The 14,892-nt window shown below is 65.6% G+C and carries 13 protein-coding genes; 4 read left to right on the top strand and 9 right to left on the bottom strand.

Annotated features, from left to right (window positions below; genetic code table 11):
• Nucleotides 1–24: 24 nt before the first annotated feature.
• Entirely contained in the window at nt 25–1,458 is a 1,434-nt protein-coding gene (locus tag CEJ45_RS13115; RefSeq protein WP_154135020.1) for an MFS transporter, read from the top strand.
• Between the two features lie 42 nt (nt 1,459–1,500).
• Here the strand turns inward: CEJ45_RS13115 and CEJ45_RS13110 are convergent, their stop codons facing one another.
• A complete protein-coding gene (locus CEJ45_RS13110) occupies nt 1,501–3,990 on the bottom strand; it encodes a DEAD/DEAH box helicase (protein WP_088755529.1) in 2,490 nt (829 codons plus the stop codon).
• Between the two features lie 57 nt (nt 3,991–4,047).
• Nucleotides 4,048–4,227: a hypothetical protein gene (locus CEJ45_RS13105; RefSeq protein WP_034331740.1), complete on the bottom strand. Its 180-nt coding sequence runs from the start codon at nt 4,225–4,227 to the stop codon at nt 4,048–4,050.
• Between the two features lie 168 nt (nt 4,228–4,395).
• Between CEJ45_RS13105 and CEJ45_RS13100 the strand changes: the two genes are divergently transcribed.
• Complete coding sequence (locus CEJ45_RS13100) at nt 4,396–4,926, top strand: cysteine hydrolase family protein (protein ID WP_088755528.1); 531 nt, start codon at nt 4,396–4,398, stop codon at nt 4,924–4,926.
• 9 nt (nt 4,927–4,935) lie between these two features.
• Here CEJ45_RS13100 and CEJ45_RS13095 read toward each other — a convergent pair whose 3' ends face one another.
• Both CEJ45_RS13095 and CEJ45_RS13090 read right to left on the bottom strand, forming a co-directional pair.
• Entirely contained in the window at nt 4,936–6,222 is a 1,287-nt protein-coding gene (locus tag CEJ45_RS13095) for an NAD(P)/FAD-dependent oxidoreductase (protein WP_088755527.1), read from the bottom strand.
• A gap of 79 nt (nt 6,223–6,301) precedes the next feature.
• Nucleotides 6,302–7,969: a phosphoethanolamine transferase gene (locus tag CEJ45_RS13090; protein ID WP_088755526.1), complete on the bottom strand. Its 1,668-nt coding sequence runs from the start codon at nt 7,967–7,969 to the stop codon at nt 6,302–6,304.
• Nucleotides 7,970–8,210: 241 nt separating this feature from the next.
• Here CEJ45_RS13090 and CEJ45_RS13085 point away from each other — a divergent pair, with 241 nt between their 5' ends.
• On the top strand, nt 8,211–8,837 hold the full coding sequence (locus CEJ45_RS13085) for a cysteine hydrolase family protein (RefSeq protein WP_088755525.1): 627 nt from the start codon (nt 8,211–8,213) through the stop codon (nt 8,835–8,837).
• A 104-nt stretch (nt 8,838–8,941) separates the two neighbouring features.
• Here the strand turns inward: CEJ45_RS13085 and CEJ45_RS13080 are convergent, their stop codons facing one another.
• From CEJ45_RS13080 to CEJ45_RS13070, 3 genes are all read right to left on the bottom strand, one after another.
• Nucleotides 8,942–10,492, bottom strand: a complete 1,551-nt coding sequence (locus CEJ45_RS13080) for a methyl-accepting chemotaxis protein (RefSeq protein ID WP_088755524.1) — start codon at nt 10,490–10,492, stop codon at nt 8,942–8,944.
• 173 nt (nt 10,493–10,665) lie between these two features.
• Nucleotides 10,666–11,502 carry an amidohydrolase family protein gene (locus tag CEJ45_RS13075; RefSeq protein WP_420913293.1) on the bottom strand — a complete coding sequence of 279 codons (837 nt, stop codon included), beginning with the start codon at nt 11,500–11,502 and terminating at the stop codon, nt 10,666–10,668.
• The gene (locus CEJ45_RS13070; RefSeq protein WP_088755523.1) at nt 11,499–12,740 is read right to left on the bottom strand and encodes an MFS transporter; all 1,242 of its coding nucleotides are present in this window, start codon (nt 12,738–12,740) and stop codon (nt 11,499–11,501) included. Before CEJ45_RS13070 ends, CEJ45_RS13075 begins: the two co-directional genes overlap by 4 nt.
• 404 nt (nt 12,741–13,144) lie before the next feature.
• On the opposite strand from CEJ45_RS13070, the gene CEJ45_RS13065 reads away from it, so the two are divergent.
• Nucleotides 13,145–13,879, top strand: coding sequence for a GntR family transcriptional regulator (locus tag CEJ45_RS13065; protein ID WP_088755522.1), 735 nt, complete (start codon nt 13,145–13,147; stop codon nt 13,877–13,879).
• A 60-nt stretch (nt 13,880–13,939) separates the two neighbouring features.
• Here CEJ45_RS13065 and CEJ45_RS13060 read toward each other — a convergent pair whose 3' ends face one another.
• Nucleotides 13,940–14,422: a type II TA system antitoxin MqsA family protein gene (locus CEJ45_RS13060; RefSeq protein WP_088755521.1), complete on the bottom strand. Its 483-nt coding sequence runs from the start codon at nt 14,420–14,422 to the stop codon at nt 13,940–13,942.
• Nucleotide 14,423: 1 nt separating this feature from the next.
• Nucleotides 14,424–14,720, bottom strand: a complete 297-nt coding sequence (locus CEJ45_RS13055) for a type II toxin-antitoxin system MqsR family toxin (RefSeq protein WP_034331747.1) — start codon at nt 14,718–14,720, stop codon at nt 14,424–14,426.
• Between the last annotated feature and the right edge of the window lie 172 nt (nt 14,721–14,892).

Here is a 14,892-nt window from a genome sequence, read left to right as displayed (position 1 = left end):
CTCGTCTCGCCCACGGAGCCCTCGATGATTGCCATCCCATCCGCCACCATTCCTGCCCGCCTCGACCGCCTGCCCTGGTCGCGCTGGCACTGGCGCGTGGTCATCGCCTTGGGCGTGGCCTGGGTGCTGGACGGGCTGGAAGTCACCCTGGTCGGCTCGCTGGGCAGCGTGCTGGAGCGCAGCGATACGCTGGCGCTGGATGCGGCGCAGGTCGGCTGGACCGGCTCGCTCTACATCGCCGGTACCGTGCTGGGCGCGCTCATCTTCGGCCGCCTCACCGACCGCCTGGGTCGCAAGCGGCTCTTCATGCTGACGCTCATGCTGTACATGGCGGCGACATTGGCTACCGCCTTTGCGCAGGATTTCCTGTTCCTCGCACTGTGCCGCTTCGTGACTGGCCTTGGCATCGGCGGAGAGTACGCGGCCATCAATTCCGCCATTGATGAGCTGGTGCCCGCGCGCGTGCGGGGACGGGTCAACCTCATCATCAACGCCAGTTTCTGGATCGGGGCAGCGCTGGGTGCAGGCTTGTCGCTGGTGATCCTGGACCCGCAGGTGATGGGCGCCGCACTGGGCTGGCGCGTCTGCTTCCTGCTGGGAGCCGTACTGGCAGTAGCGGTGCTGCTGGTACGGCGGCATGTGCCGGAAAGTCCGCGCTGGCTGCTCATGCATGGCCGCCACGCAGAAGCCGAAGCCGTGGTGCGCAGCATCGAAGCGCAAGTCGAGCAGCAACACGGAGCCCTGCCCGCCGTGGACCACGCGCCCGGCGCATCGATCCAGGGTGGCACGGCCGGCAGCGGCATGCTGCCCTGGCGCGAGATCGCCCACGTGCTGCTGCATCGCTATCGCCAACGCAGCGTGATGGTGGCGCTGATGATGGTGGCGCAGGCCTTCGTGTACAACGCCATCTTCTTCACCTATTCGCTGGTGCTCACGCGTTTCTTCCAGGTGCCGGACCATCGCGTGGCGCTCTACATCTTTCCTTTTGCACTGGGCAATGTGCTCGGGCCGCTGCTGTTGGGCCATCTGTTCGACAGCATCGGCCGCCGCCGCATGATCGCGGCCACTTACCTGCTCTCTGGTGCGGGACTGGCCGCCACGGCCTGGGCCTTCAATGCCGGGTTGCTGGATGCGCGTTCACTGGCGCTGTGCTGGAGCGCGGTGTTCTTCGTGGCCTCGGCGGCCGCCAGCTCGGCCTACCTGACGGCCAGCGAGGTATTCCCGCTGCGCATGCGGGCCATGGCCATTTCGATTTTCTATGCCATCGGGACCGGCGTGGGCGGATTCGTCGCGCCGGTGCTGCTGGGCTGGCTCATCGCCAGCGGTGACCGCCATGCGGTGGCCGCAGGCTATGCGCTGGGCGCATGCCTGGCGCTGTTGGCCGGGGGGTGTGCGCTGCGCTTTGCGGTGGATGCGGAACGGCGCACGCTGGAAGAGGTGGCGGAGTGGAAATCCTGAATGCCTGAGCTGATGGCGATACCGTTCAGTCATCAGCCGGGCTTATGACAGGATTTTCTCCGCAATGCCCGCCCCCAGCGGTGCCAGCAAGGCCTGCAATTCCTCTTCGCCGAACTTGATGGTGGCGGTGTCATCGTGCCCCAGCATGCCCTCGGCCAGCGCCGACTTGCGCGTCTGCAGTTCGAGCAGGCGTTCTTCGATACTGCCCTCGATGACCAGCTTGTAGACGAACACCTGGCGCGTCTGCCCCAGCCGGTGCGCGCGGGCAATGGCCTGCTCTTCCACGGCCGGGTTCCACCAGGGATCGGCCAGTACCACGGTATCGGCGGCGGTGAGATTGAGGCCGACGCCCCCCACCTTCAGGCTCACCAGCATCAGCGGCACGTCACCTTGCTGGAAGCGTTCAATCACACCGCTGCGGGCGGCCGGTTCGGTGTCACCGGTGAGCATGAGGCAAGGCAGTTGCAGCGCCTGCAGTTCTGCTTCGATCAAGGCCAGCATGCTGGTGAATTGCGAGAACAGCAGGATGCGCCGCCCCTCCTCCACCAGCGCGGGCAGGGTATCGCGCAGCCACTCGATCTTGGCGCGCTCCAGCCCGCGCGGCATGCGGCCCTGCTTCAACAGGTAGGGATCGCAGCAGACCTGGCGCAGCTTGAGCAGCGCATCCATCACCGAGACCTGGCTGCTGCCGAGGCCCCGGCGTTCCAGCGCACGGCGAACCTGCTTGTCGGCAGCGATGCGCACGCTCTCGTAGAGCTCGCGCTGGCGGCCCTGCAGTTGCAGGCGCTCGACGATCTCGATGCGCGCCGGCAGCTCCTGCAAGACATCCTCCTTGCGCCGGCGCAGGATGAAGGGCCGCACGCGCTGGGCCAGCAGGCGGGCACGGACGGTCTCGCCCTGCTGCTCGATGGGCTTGCGCCAGAGCCGCGCGAAGCTGCGCGCATCGCCGAGAAAACCGGGCATGAGGAAATGGAACTGGCTCCACAATTCGCCGAGATGGTTTTCCAGCGGCGTGCCGGTCATGCAAAGCCGATGACGTGCGTGCAGGCGGCGTGCGGCGGCAGTGCTGCGGGCGGCGGCGTTCTTGATGGTCTGCGCCTCATCCAGCACCAGCAGGTGAAAGCGCAGCGACAGCAGCAGGTCGAGATCGCGCCACAGCAGCGGATAGGTAGTCAGCACCAGGTCGGCCTGTCCCTGCCCGATGGCACCGGCATGGCGCGCGCGGTCCTGGCCATGCAGCACCTGCACGCGCAGGGCCGGGGCGATGCGTTGGGCTTCCTGCTGCCAGTTGAACAGCAGCGAGGTCGGCACCACCACCAGCGCGGGCAGGTCGAGCCGGCCCTCTTGTTGTTCGATGAGCAGATGGGCCAGCACCTGCGCCGTCTTGCCCAGGCCCATGTCGTCGGCCAGGATGCCGGCCAGGCCGTGCTGGCGCAGGTACTGCATCCAGGCCACGCCTTGCAGCTGGTAGCCGCGCAGGGTCAGGCCCAATCCTGCCGGTGGTGCTACCGGTGCAACGCTGCCGGCGGCACGCAGTCGCTGTGCCAGTTGCAGTACGCCGGCAGCGCCGCTCATGTGCCAGGACGCGCCACCCTGCAGCGCTTGCAGGTCGGTCTGCAGGCTATCCAGACGATGGGCATCCCAGGGCGAGAGCTGCAGCGGACCGTCCTTGCGCTTGAGGTCCACCAGCAGATCCAGCAAGGACAGCACCACCGCCTTGAGTGGACCGGCCATGGCATCGATGCGGCGGCCGCCCGGTGCACGCAGCGAGATCACGGCATGCGGATCCATGCGCTCCACCTGTTGCGCATCGGCCCAGCGCGGGTCGCGCCGCAACAGGTCGGCCACCATCGGCGCCACATCCAGGGTCTGGCCATCGACCTCGATGCCCATCGCCAGCAGCCAGCGGCCACTGGGGTCGAGGCCATCGAAGATCTCGCTGGAGAAGGCGCGCGGCTGCAGGGGCGCGGCCACCTCGCGCGCACCGGTCTCGCCGGCCGGGCTGCTGACGACGAAGCGCCAGGCCGTCACCGGTACGCTCTCATGCGCAAACCCCGGATGCACGCGCAAGGTCCAGCCCTGCTGCTGCAAAAGCGGGGCCTGGTCGGCCCAGAAATCGCCGAAGGATTCTTCCAGCATCAGGGTCCAGAGCGGACCGGCGTCATGCAGGGGATTCTCGGCACGCCATTGCAGGGCATCCTCACGCAGGGGCAGCAGGCCCATCTCGCGAATGCTCTCCAGTGCTGCCGCCTCGGCGGCGTGATCGCGCACGACATGCGCGGGCGTGTAACCGGCCTCGTCATCGGGGTGGCCCACAGGGGCCGGCATGCTCCAGCGCTGTGCCCCCTCGCCATAGACCCAGTCGATCTGCGCCACCGTCACCATGCCGCCACGCGGCCCGAACAGGCCGTGCGCGCGCATGCCCAGCAAGCCCTCACCACGGGTGAGCGTCTGCAGGGTCAGGCGGGGGTGGAAGGCACTGGAGGAAGGCGAAGCAGGCATGCGGCCGATGAAAAACGGGGAAGCGGCCATTGTAGGGCGCTTGAGGCCGGGCGTGCAGGAAGGCGGGGAAACCGGGCGACGGGAGGCTTACTTCGCCGGCGGCGTGATGCAGAAGTCCAGCATGCCGAAGGGCGTGCGGCCCTCGCCGGTGGCCCATACCCACACTGCCCAGCACAGCAGGCCGCACACCAGCAGCAGGGCCAGCAGGATATGCAGTCCGGATGCCTTGCGCAGGAAGCCTTCAACGCGGTCAAAGAGGGCAGTCATGGAGATTGTTGCAAAAACGGAATAAGCTCGGGAGACCTCATTGTAGCCAAGCACCGGGGCCGATGTAATGGGACAAATTGCCGCAGTGTCAGGCTGGCAAGATCCTTGCGGGGCCGCTTGGCCGGGGCTCTGTTACCCTAGCGCACTCTTGTCCACGCGTTCGCCACCATGACCACTGCCCTGCTCATCATCGACGTCCAGCAAGCCCTGTGCACCGGCCCCGAGCCGGTCGCCAACGGCGCGGCCACCATTGCCAACATCAACCTGCTCTCGGCCCGTGCGCGCGCGGCGGGTGCCCCGGTGATCTTCGTGCAGCATGAGGACAGCGGCAGCTTGCAACACGACAGTGCCGGGTGGCAACTCGCACAGGGATTGCAACACCAGGACGATGACCTCACCCTGCGCAAGCGCGGCTCGGACGCCTTCCACCAGACGGCACTGGAGTCGCTGCTGCGCGACCGTGGCGTAACGCGCCTGGTGATCGGCGGCATGCAGACCGAGTTCTGCGTGGAATCGACCGTGCGCCGCGCGCTGGCGCTGGGCTTCCCGGTGACGCTGGCGGCCGGGGCGCACACCACCGCGCCCAATGGGGTGTTGTCGGTGGAGCAGGTGGTGGCCCACCACCAGGCCACGCTGTCCAACCTGGGGGCGCATGGCGTGCGCACCACCATCACGGCGGCGGCCGATATCGTTTTCTGAAGCCGGACCTCAGAAGCGCTGCGGGCTGAACGGCGCCAGGTCGATTTCCGGCGCCTGCCCCGCCAGCAGCTGCGCGACGATGCGCCCGGTGCGCGCCGAGCAGCCCAGGCCGATGTGACCGTGTCCATAGGCGTGGATGATGTCGCCGCTGGCGCTGGCCGGGCCGATGCAGGGCATGCCGTCGGGGGTGCTGGGACGGCGGCCCAGCCAGTATTTCACGTCTTCCGCCGGCAGCGTGCGCGGCAGGCCGGGGAAGAGTTTCAGGGCGATGTCGCGCATGATCTCGCCGCGCCGCCAGTCAGGCGCCGCCTCGAAGGACGCGAACTCGACCTGGCCGGCGATGCGCAAGCCCGTTTCCATCTGCGTGGCGATGATCTTGAATTCGGACACCATCATCGGCGTGCGGGCACGCGCTGCATGCTCGTGCCCGCCAATGACGGCGTGATAGCCGCGCTCGCTCTCCAGTTGCACGTGATCGCCGGCGGCGGCGGCCAGGGCCTTGGAGCGTGCGCCCGCGCAGATGACGGCAGCGTCGCAGGCCAGTTCACCGTGTTCGGTCAGCACCGCCTTCAAGCGACCGCTCTCCACGCGGAAACCGGTGGCCCGTCCCTCGACCCGGCACGCTCCGCGCGCCAACGCATAGGCCTGCAAGGCCTGCAGGTAAGCCCCGGGATTGCGGCAATGGCCGGCCTCGTCGACCTGTACCGCAAAGCCGAAGGCCGGGTCCAGGTCCGGTTCGCGTTCGCGCAGGGCCGCGCCCTCCACTTCCTGCCACTGGATGCCCAGCTCGCGGCGCACGCCCCAGCCGAAGGCGTCATTGTCGAAATGCCGGCGCGAACGGTAGACGTGCAGCACGCCCGAGGTATCGATCAGGTGCGCCACACCGGCACGCTGCGCCACTTCCAGATGCAGGCTGCGGGCGTCGGCCACCAGCGTGCGCAGGGCGCGTGCGGTGGTGCGGATGCGATCACGGCGCGCGCTGGCGAGATTGCGCACCAGCCAGGGGGTGAGGCGCGGCAGGTAACGCCAGCGGATCGACAAGGGACCCAGCGGATCCACCAGGTAGCCGGGCACCTTCTTCCACATGCCCGGCTCCACCGGCGGGATCACCGAGTGCGAGGACAGCCAGCCGGCATTGCCATAGCTGGACGCCTCCTGGCTGCCGGCCTCGTTGAAATCGAGCAGGGTCACCTGCAAGCCCTGGTCGAGTGCGTGGATGGCGCTCATCAGGCCGACGGCGCCGGTGCCGATGATCACGGCGTGGCGGGGAAAGGCGATTTCGGGGGAAGTGGACATGGCGGGATCTGCGACGAAAGCAGCATGATACGAGAACTGGCGGGATCCTGCGGCAGGCCGAAGGCCTGCGCTGGCTGCGTCAATTCTGGTTGTAGGCCACGGTGCGCGGCTGGTAAGGCTGGCCGTTGATGCGTCGCTGCTGGTGGAACACGCCGCTGGTGAAGTCCTCGCTCAAGATGTCATGGCGCGCATCGTAATAGCGTGAGCGCACGCCCATGAGGCCCATGACCGTATGCTCCAGCTGGTCAGTCTGGTAGGGACGGTATTCGAGACGGGCCTTGTCTTCCGGACTCTTGCCGGTGAAGGAGCGGGTCCAGACCAGCATGGGGATTTCATAACCGGTGGCGTCGGCGACCGACTGGCCGGCGTGATTGCGGGTATGGCCCACTTCCTGCGCGTGGTCGGAACTGAAGAGCAGGCTGGCATTGTCTTCACGTGCCGCATTCATGGTCAGCCTGGCCATGTTGCCGACCACGTAATCGTTGTAGGCCATGGCGTTGTCGTATTCATTGCGCAGCTGGCGTATCCATGCCGAACGATCGGCCCCCTCCAGTTTTTCCATCACGCCATCACGCACGGTGTCAAAGCGCGCGTACTGGCTGGGATAGCGCATGTCGTAGGTAGGATGCGCGCCCAGCAGGTGCACCACGATCAGCTTTTTCGGGGCCGGGTCCTGCAGGGCGGTCTCCAGCGCCGGCAGCAGGTTGCCGTCGAAATTGTTTTCGCCGCGCCCGGATCCCTTGTTGATGAACACCTGCTCGTCGGCACGGCGCGAGACCAGGCCCAGCCAGCCATCATTGGGCGGCTGGTTGGAGAGCCAGTGAATCCGGAACCCTGCTTCGCGCGCCAGCATCAGCACATCGGGCTTGCGGTTCCAGGCCTGGGGATCGTTGAGGTCGGCCGGCGTCAGCATCTTCATCAGCGAGTCCATGGTGGCCGGCGCCGAGGAGACCACGTCACGGAACACGATGAGCTCCTTGCGCATCGATTCCAGCGTGGGCGAGGTGGGGCGCTCATAGCCATAGAGCGACATGTTGGCGCGATTGAGGCTCTCGCCGATGATCCACACCACGGTGTTGCGCTCGGGCCCCGCATAACGCACCTGCCAGTCGGAGCGATGCGCCATGTTGCGGGCCACGTCCGCTTCCATGTGGGCAGCCTGGGCCAGTTGCTCGCGATAGTCCAGATAACGGATGGGCCAGAACAGCAGCGGATTTTCCTTGGCCATGGTGGGATTGAAATGCAATGCCACGAACACGGCCAGCAAGCTGCCCACGGCCAACCGGCCGCGCCAGCGCCACGGCGCGGCTGGCCGTACCTGCTCACGGCGCTGCAGCCAGCGTTCGCCCAGCCACAGCCCCGTCCAGGCCACCAGCAGTAGGCCCAGTGACTCGGCCAGGTCGCGGCCGTTATGACGGAAGAATTCGCTGCTCTCGGCCGGGTTGGTGTTGAAGATGGCTTGCAGCACCAGGATGGGATTGGGGCGCAGGCCGAAGTAGTCGCGCAGGAACCCCTTGATGGCTGCATCCAGGAAGAACAGCCCGATGATGGCCAGGGCCGTGCGCGAGAACCAGCGCGGACGCTCGCGCAGCCACGGCAAGACCAGGAACAGCCCGGCGATGCCCGGCAAGGCGGCTGCCATGAGCACGCCGCTCTTGGCCAGTTCGTTGGTGCTGATGCACTCCAGTGCCCAGAAGAAAACCAGGCCGGTCAAACCCAGCCCGAGTCGTGCAAGCAGTTTGTTCAATGCTGTCTTTCAGCCGCCCCATCGGCAAGATGTTGTCCTGGTGAAATATTATCCGTCGCGCCGCTTCCCTGGCGGCTTGTCCCCGGTGGCACAAATGCGCTGCCTGGCCTGCGCGATAGGACAAGCTCAGCGATAATTTGTTTCCGCGTGGCGGGCAGAGTATCGCACGCTGCGGGAAGTGAGCACGAAATGAACAACCATACCGATTCTCCAGGCTCCCCCTGTTCCTGAAAGGAAACCCATGCGCCTCTTTTCCCACGCCCTCCTGGCAGCCCTGATGGGCCTCGCGGCAAGCATCCCGGCTGCGGCCCAAGGCGTCTATGACGACTGGTCGGCGGTGAAGGCCCCGGCCGCGCCGGCGCTGTCGCACGTGGTCATCGACCCGGCCACCACCGCCGTGCTGGTGCTCGACATCGCACGCCAGACCTGCCATCCGGATACGCGTCCGCGCTGCGTGGCCATGCTGCCGCGCGTGGCCAAGCTGCTGGCCATGGCACGCGAGAAGAAGGTTCCGGTGATCTACACCCTGGGCGGCAACAGTACCCCGGCCGACATCTGGCCTGAAGCCGCCATGCAGGGCGGCGAGCCGCTGTTCAAATCCGGCCCGGACAAGTTCGTCAACACCGACCTGGAAAAGATGCTGCGCGAAAAAGGTATCAAGACCGTGGTCTGCATCGGTGCTGCCGCCCACGGCGCAGTGCTGCATACGGCGGCCAGCGCCGCCTTCCGTGGCTTTGACGTGGTGGTGCCGGTCGACCTGATGGCCTCCGACACCGCCTATGCCGAGCAATACACGGCGTGGCACCTGGTCAATGCGCCGCGCCTGGGCGAGCGCGTCAAGCTCACGCAGTTGAGCTGGATCGAGTGAGGCCGGCGGCGCGCTGGAGGAATGATCCGCTGGAGCGATGGTGCAGCGGATGCATCAATGATGGGTGTTGATGCAGGCCATGCATCAATCGCTTTGGCTGGTTCTCATGCAGTGCGCAGCTGGAAGCGAGCGACCAGGCCCGCCAGCTGGTGCGTCTGGTCGCGCAGGGAATGAGCGGCTGCGGCGGCCTGTTCCACCAGCGCGGCGTTCTGCTGGGTACCTTCATCCATCTGCGTGACGGCGTTGTTGATCTCTTCGATGCCGCGGCTTTGTTCGCGGCTGGCCACGGCAATTTCACTCATCAGGGTGGCCACGCGCGCCACTGAATCCACGATCTGGTGCATGGTCCGTCCGGCCTGGTCGACCAGGTCCGCGCCGGTGGCCACCTGCTGTACCGATCCCTCGATGAGCTCCTTGATCTCGCGCGCGGCGGCGGCCGAACGCTGGGCCAGGCTGCGCACTTCGGTGGCGACCACGGCAAAGCCACGCCCTTGTTCGCCGGCACGCGCCGCTTCCACGGCGGCGTTCAAGGCCAGGATATTGGTCTGGAAGGCGATCCCGTCGATGACCCCGATGATGTCGGCAATGCGCGCCGATCCGGTACGGATCTCGCCCATGGTCTGCACCACGCGGTCCACCACGGCCCCCCCTTCGCTGGCCAGGCGCGAGGACGTGTTCACCAGTTCGTTGGCCTGGTGCGCGTGATCGGCATTCTGGCGCACGGTGGAGGTCAGCTGCTCCATCGCCGAGGCCGTCTCTTCCAGGCTGGAGGCCTGCGATTCGGTGCGGGAAGACAGGTCGGCATTGCCGCTGGCGATTTCGCCGGACGCCGTGTTGATGATGGCGATGCTGCGATGGACTTCACCCACCATGCTGCCCAGGCTTGCCGTCATGTCATTCAACGCTTGCATGAGCTGGCCGGTTTCGTCACGGCTGCGCACGCTGACCTGGCCGCTGAGATCATTGGCGGCCACGCGCCGCGCCAGTGTCAGCGCTTCGGCCAGCGGATGCGAGACCACCCGGGCAATGGCGATGGCCAGTACCAGGCCGATCAGGATGCCGGCCACCAGCAGCCCGATGATCCAGCGCTGCGAACTCCCGAAGACCTGGTCGGCGCGGGTGTTGGCTTCTTCCTTGTGGTCGATGTTGGCTTGGCGCAGGGTGGCGAATTGCTTCTCGATGGCGCGATAGGCCTTGAGCGAATCGCCCTTGGTCAGGGCCAGGGCGTCTTCCTTGTGATTGTCCCGGGACAGCGCGATGATTTTCTTGTGTTCCACCAGATAGGCCGCCAGCGTCTTGCTGAGCTGGTCGAAGGCGCTGGCTTCCTCGGCGGTGAGACCGAGCTGGCGATACTGTGTCTCCAGCGTGGCAAATTCGGCATAGCGCTCGGTGAGTGCCTTTTCCAGCGTGGCCATGGTCTGCTCATTGCCCAGGATGTGCTGGAATTCAGTGGAGCGCACGCGCACCAGCGTGCGTTCCAGCATCAGGCTGATGCGGATGCCGGGTTCCCATTTGTGGGCGATTTCGGTGGCTGCGTCATTGACCTTGTCCATCTGGTAGACCGCAAACAGACCCAGTGCACTCATCAGCCCCAGCACCGTCACGAAGGACAGCAGCAGCTTGGTGGCGATCTTCCTGTTCATGAACCATTTCATGGTGATACCCCTTTCCCTCATTGCTTGCGCCGCCCGATGCGGCATTTCCATCACGCAGGAAGATTGGCAATCCGCCATTTCCTTTCCCGCAAAAACAAAGGACCCAGCTCGTCATGCGAACCGGGTCCGGAATGCCATGGCCCAAGGCGGCCGCCCTCCAGCCTGTTGCAGGCTCAGGCGAACTGGAACAGCTGCGCCGCCGTCTCGCCAGTGATGCGACGACGATCTGCCTCGTCGCTGACCAGGGTTTCAAAGCGCCGCCAGCTGTCGGCATAGCTGGTCATGCTTTCATGCTGGGTATGCGGCCAGTCGCTGCCCCACAGCAACCGATCCGTCCCCAGGTGCTGGCGCAGCAGCGGCCATGCCTGGCCGGCGAAATGTGCGCCCCCCTCGCTGCCGCCATTGCGGTACTGCGCCGACAATTTGACCCACACCTGGCGCGAAGCGCCGGTGGAGAGCAGGTAGCGAAATCCCGGATCGTCCACACCCAATGCCGGGTCGACCCGGCCGAAGTGATCGACCACCACCTTCAGGCCCAACTTCAGCAAGGGCTCCAGCACCAGCGGCAAATCACCTGCCTCGCGATGGATCTCGACCTGCCAGCCCAGGGCGGCAACGCGGGTGAGCGTGTCGCGCCACGCGCCCTGGAAATCGGGCAACGGTGCGCCGCCGACCAGGTTGAAACGCACCCCGACCACGCCCCCTTGATGCAGGGCCTGCAATTGCGTGTCCTCGCACTGCGCATCGATCATGGCGATGCCGCGCAGGCGCTGCGGCGCGCGGGCGATGGCCTGCAGCAGGTAGCTGTTGTCGCTGCCCAGGAAGCTGGGCTGCACCAGCACGCCGTGGCTCATGCCATGCGCATCCAGGCGCGCCAGGTACTCCTCGACGGTGACGTCGTAGGCAGGCGTATAGCGGCGCGCGGCGGCCATCGGCAGGCTGCGCGCAAACACGTGCGCATGGGTGTCGATGCGCAGCGCCGGTAGGGCCATGGCGGGGGTGGTGTTCATGCGCCGGTTTCCATCTGGCGGCCCTTGGTTTCGGGCAGCATCAGCACGGCGATCACCACCAGCGAATAAGCGATGGCGGCATCGATGCCGATGGCCTGGCCCAGCGGCATGGAGTCGCTCATGTGGCCGACCAGCACCGGGAAGCCGGCCGAGGCCACGCGCCCGAAGTTGTAGCAGAAGCCCACGCCGGTGCCACGGATGCCGCTCGGGTAGAGCTCGTTGAACAGCGCACCCAGGCTGGCCGGGATGCCGGCAGCGAAGAAGCCCAGCGGGAAGCCGCAGATCAGCATCTGGGTATCGGTGAGCGGCAGGAAGATGTAGCACAGCACGGTGGCCACGCAGCACAGCGCGAAGGACGCCACGGTGCGGCGGCGACCGATGCGGTCCAGCAATTGCGCACTGGCGATGCAACCGCACCAGAAGGCGATGATGATGACGGCCAGGTAACCGCCGGTGGAGAGTACCGACAGGTGCTTCTCGGTCTTCAGGTAAGTGGGCAGCCAGGTCATCAGCGCGTAGTAGCCACCGTGTGCGCCCACGCCTAGCAGGCTGCCGATGAGGGTCAGGCGCAGCACGTCAGGGCGGAAGATGCCCAGAAGCGTACTGGCCGCAGGCTTGCCGGCGACGGCCTTGCGGCCGGCCAGGAAGGCATCGGTCTCGGGCACCGAGCGGCGCACGTAGACCACCAGCAGTGCGGGCAGCAGGCCGATGACGAACATCACGCGCCACGCCATTTCCTGCGGCAGCATCGTGAAGAGCACCGAGAACAGCAGCACCGCACCGCCCCAGCCGACGGCCCAGGCGCTCTGCACGGTACCCATCGCACGGCCGCGATGTTCGGCACGGATGGTCTCGGCCATCAGCACTGCACCGGCCGCCCATTCACCGCCGAAGCCGAAGCCTTGCAGCGCCTTGAGGACCAGCAGCTGCGGATAGCTCTGGGCGAAGGCGCTCAGGAAGGTGAAGAAGGAAAACCAGATGATGGTGATCTGCAGGGTCTTGACGCGCCCGTAACGATCCGACAGGGCGCCGGCGAACCAGCCACCGATGGCCGACGCCACCAGGGTGGCGCCGCTGATCATGCCGGCGTCCGCCTTGGAGAGTGAAAAGGCCGCGATCAGCGCGGGGATGGCCAGGCTGAACATCTGCACATCCAGTGCATCCAGCGCCCACCCGCTGAAGCAGGCCCAGAAAGTCTTGCGTTCCTTGGCAGTGACCTGCCGATACCATGAAAACATTGTCTCGTCCTCTAAGCTGAAGGCGCGCAACTACGGCGTTCCCGCGCCGGCGTCAAGCGGTGCCGGAGCATGGGGAAAACCGATGGTGGCGCGAAGCTGATTGATTTATCTGGTTGACTACTCATATAGTCATATATATGAGTTGTCGCACGATAACACAGCTGCGTTGACTCAACAATCCTCATCGGCTGCTTGTCTTTACGGCAAACCACGCTGCATCGCCGGGCGCGAAAGTCCGGCCGGCATGACATGGGTTGGGCGCATCATCCACCGGGCGCAAGTGCCGGACAAGGGAAGGCGCACTGTGCCGCCCGCTGGAGGCCGGCACTGTTCACCCTGTCGTTGTGAAGCTCGCCCGCCACAGGTAGACTGGGCACTTTCCCGTTTGCAAGGCCATTCCCTCCATGCTTGACCAGAACCGCGCCGATGCGCGCCTGCCGTTGTACCTGCAATTGCGCGATCAGCTCGCGGCCCAGATCCGTGCCCAGAAGTGGCAACCGGGACAGGCCATTCCCTCCGAGGCCGAACTGAGCCAGTCTTTCCAGGTGGCGGTAGGAACGGTGCGCCGCGCGATCGAGACGCTCATGAGCGAAGGCCTGGTGGAACGCACCCATGGGCGCGGCACCTTCGTGCGCAAGGCGCGTTTCGACAACTCGCTGTTCCGCTTCTTCCGCTTTGAATCGCCCGACGGCCGCCCGCTGGCACCCAAGAGCGTCATCGTCAGCCGCAAGGTCATCGAAGCGCCACGCCAGGCGGCCGAGGCCTTGCACCTGAAAGCGCATGCCCGGGTGATCGAACTGCTGCGCCTGCGCAAGGTGGATGGGCAGCCGGTGCTGGCGGAGAACATCTACCTCTGCGCCCAGCGCTTCAAGGCCTTGGCGGACAAGGCACCGGAGGATTTCGGCGACCTGCTCTATCCGCTCTATGAACGCGAATGCGGACTCATCGTCGCCTCGGCACGCGAGACCCTGACGGTGGAAACAGTGACGGCGGCGCAGGCCCGGCTGCTTGGCCTGAAGGAAAAGACGCCGGTGGTGGTGATCGAACGTGTGGCTTTCGCTTCGGATGGTGCGCCGCTGGAATGGCGGCAATCGCGCGGGGCGGCGAGCAAGTTCAGGTATAGCGCGGAGATTCGCTGAAACAGCGTACGCGCGAACCAAGCCAGGAGGGACTTTGGCGCGCCCTCTGGAGCGCTTGCTTTACTTGGCAGGCCTTCGCGCACGCACAGGCCGGGCGGGTTCCTGCACGGCGCACACCGAAACTGCGTGCGGTGCGCGAGGTGATTCATTGCGCAATTCACGCAGCAAACCCGGATGATTGCGCAGCAGCCGCAGCAGCAACACCAGCGCGCGAGGCGGCTTGATTTTGCCGGCCTCGTAGCGATTGAAGGCATTGACGCCCCCGCCGAACAGCAGACTGGCTTCGCGCTGGCCCAGTTGCAATGCCCGGCGCGCGGCAATGATCTCCTCCGGATCGATCAGTCCGGCATTGACCGTCTTGTTGAAAGCCAAGGCTTCGGCCGAGATCCTTTCTTCTTCGTCGGGATCCGGCAAGCATTCCCCGCAACGTGGGCAGTACTGGCCGCTGACGGCAGCGATCATCGTGGTTTCGCCTTTGTAGGCATACGGCAGGTCGCGCCTGTCGCGTACCAGCGTAGCACCTCCGCATTGGGGGCATTTCATGTCATTTCTCCTTGAAGGATACGATCAGCACATCATCGACCACGGTCAGCTTGAGATAGAGCACCCCATGCCGTGTCGACGGGCGGTACACGTCCTGCCAGATGCGATGATCGTCATGCGTAGTCATGCTCTTGTAGAAGTCGCGCTTGCCCAGACTGGCCACGATGGCCACCATGCCCATCTCGTCGATACCCATAGCGGCTGCCCCCAGCAGTGCCGACGCCGTCTTGCGCACCCGCCCTTGGCGAACCAATGAATGAACGACTTCCAGCTTGCAGTGAGGCGTGTGCTTTTCCATTTGCATGATAACCATCTTGGTTATGATCGCCAAGCGGGTGATAGCGAAGAGGTTTGAGAAACGGGAGGAAATTCGTTCACCGGGCGAGGCTGATGCCCGATGCGAAGCCGCGATTCTGAAACGCACTCTGTGGTTTTGATGCATACGAATGGAAATGTCGCGCGAAACTCGT

Origin of the sequence: Herbaspirillum aquaticum (assembly GCF_002213425.1) — a bacterium.
In the GTDB taxonomy this organism is placed as follows: Bacteria; Pseudomonadota; Gammaproteobacteria; order Burkholderiales; family Burkholderiaceae_D; genus Herbaspirillum; species Herbaspirillum aquaticum.
This window is presented reverse-complemented; position numbering and strand designations above follow the sequence as displayed.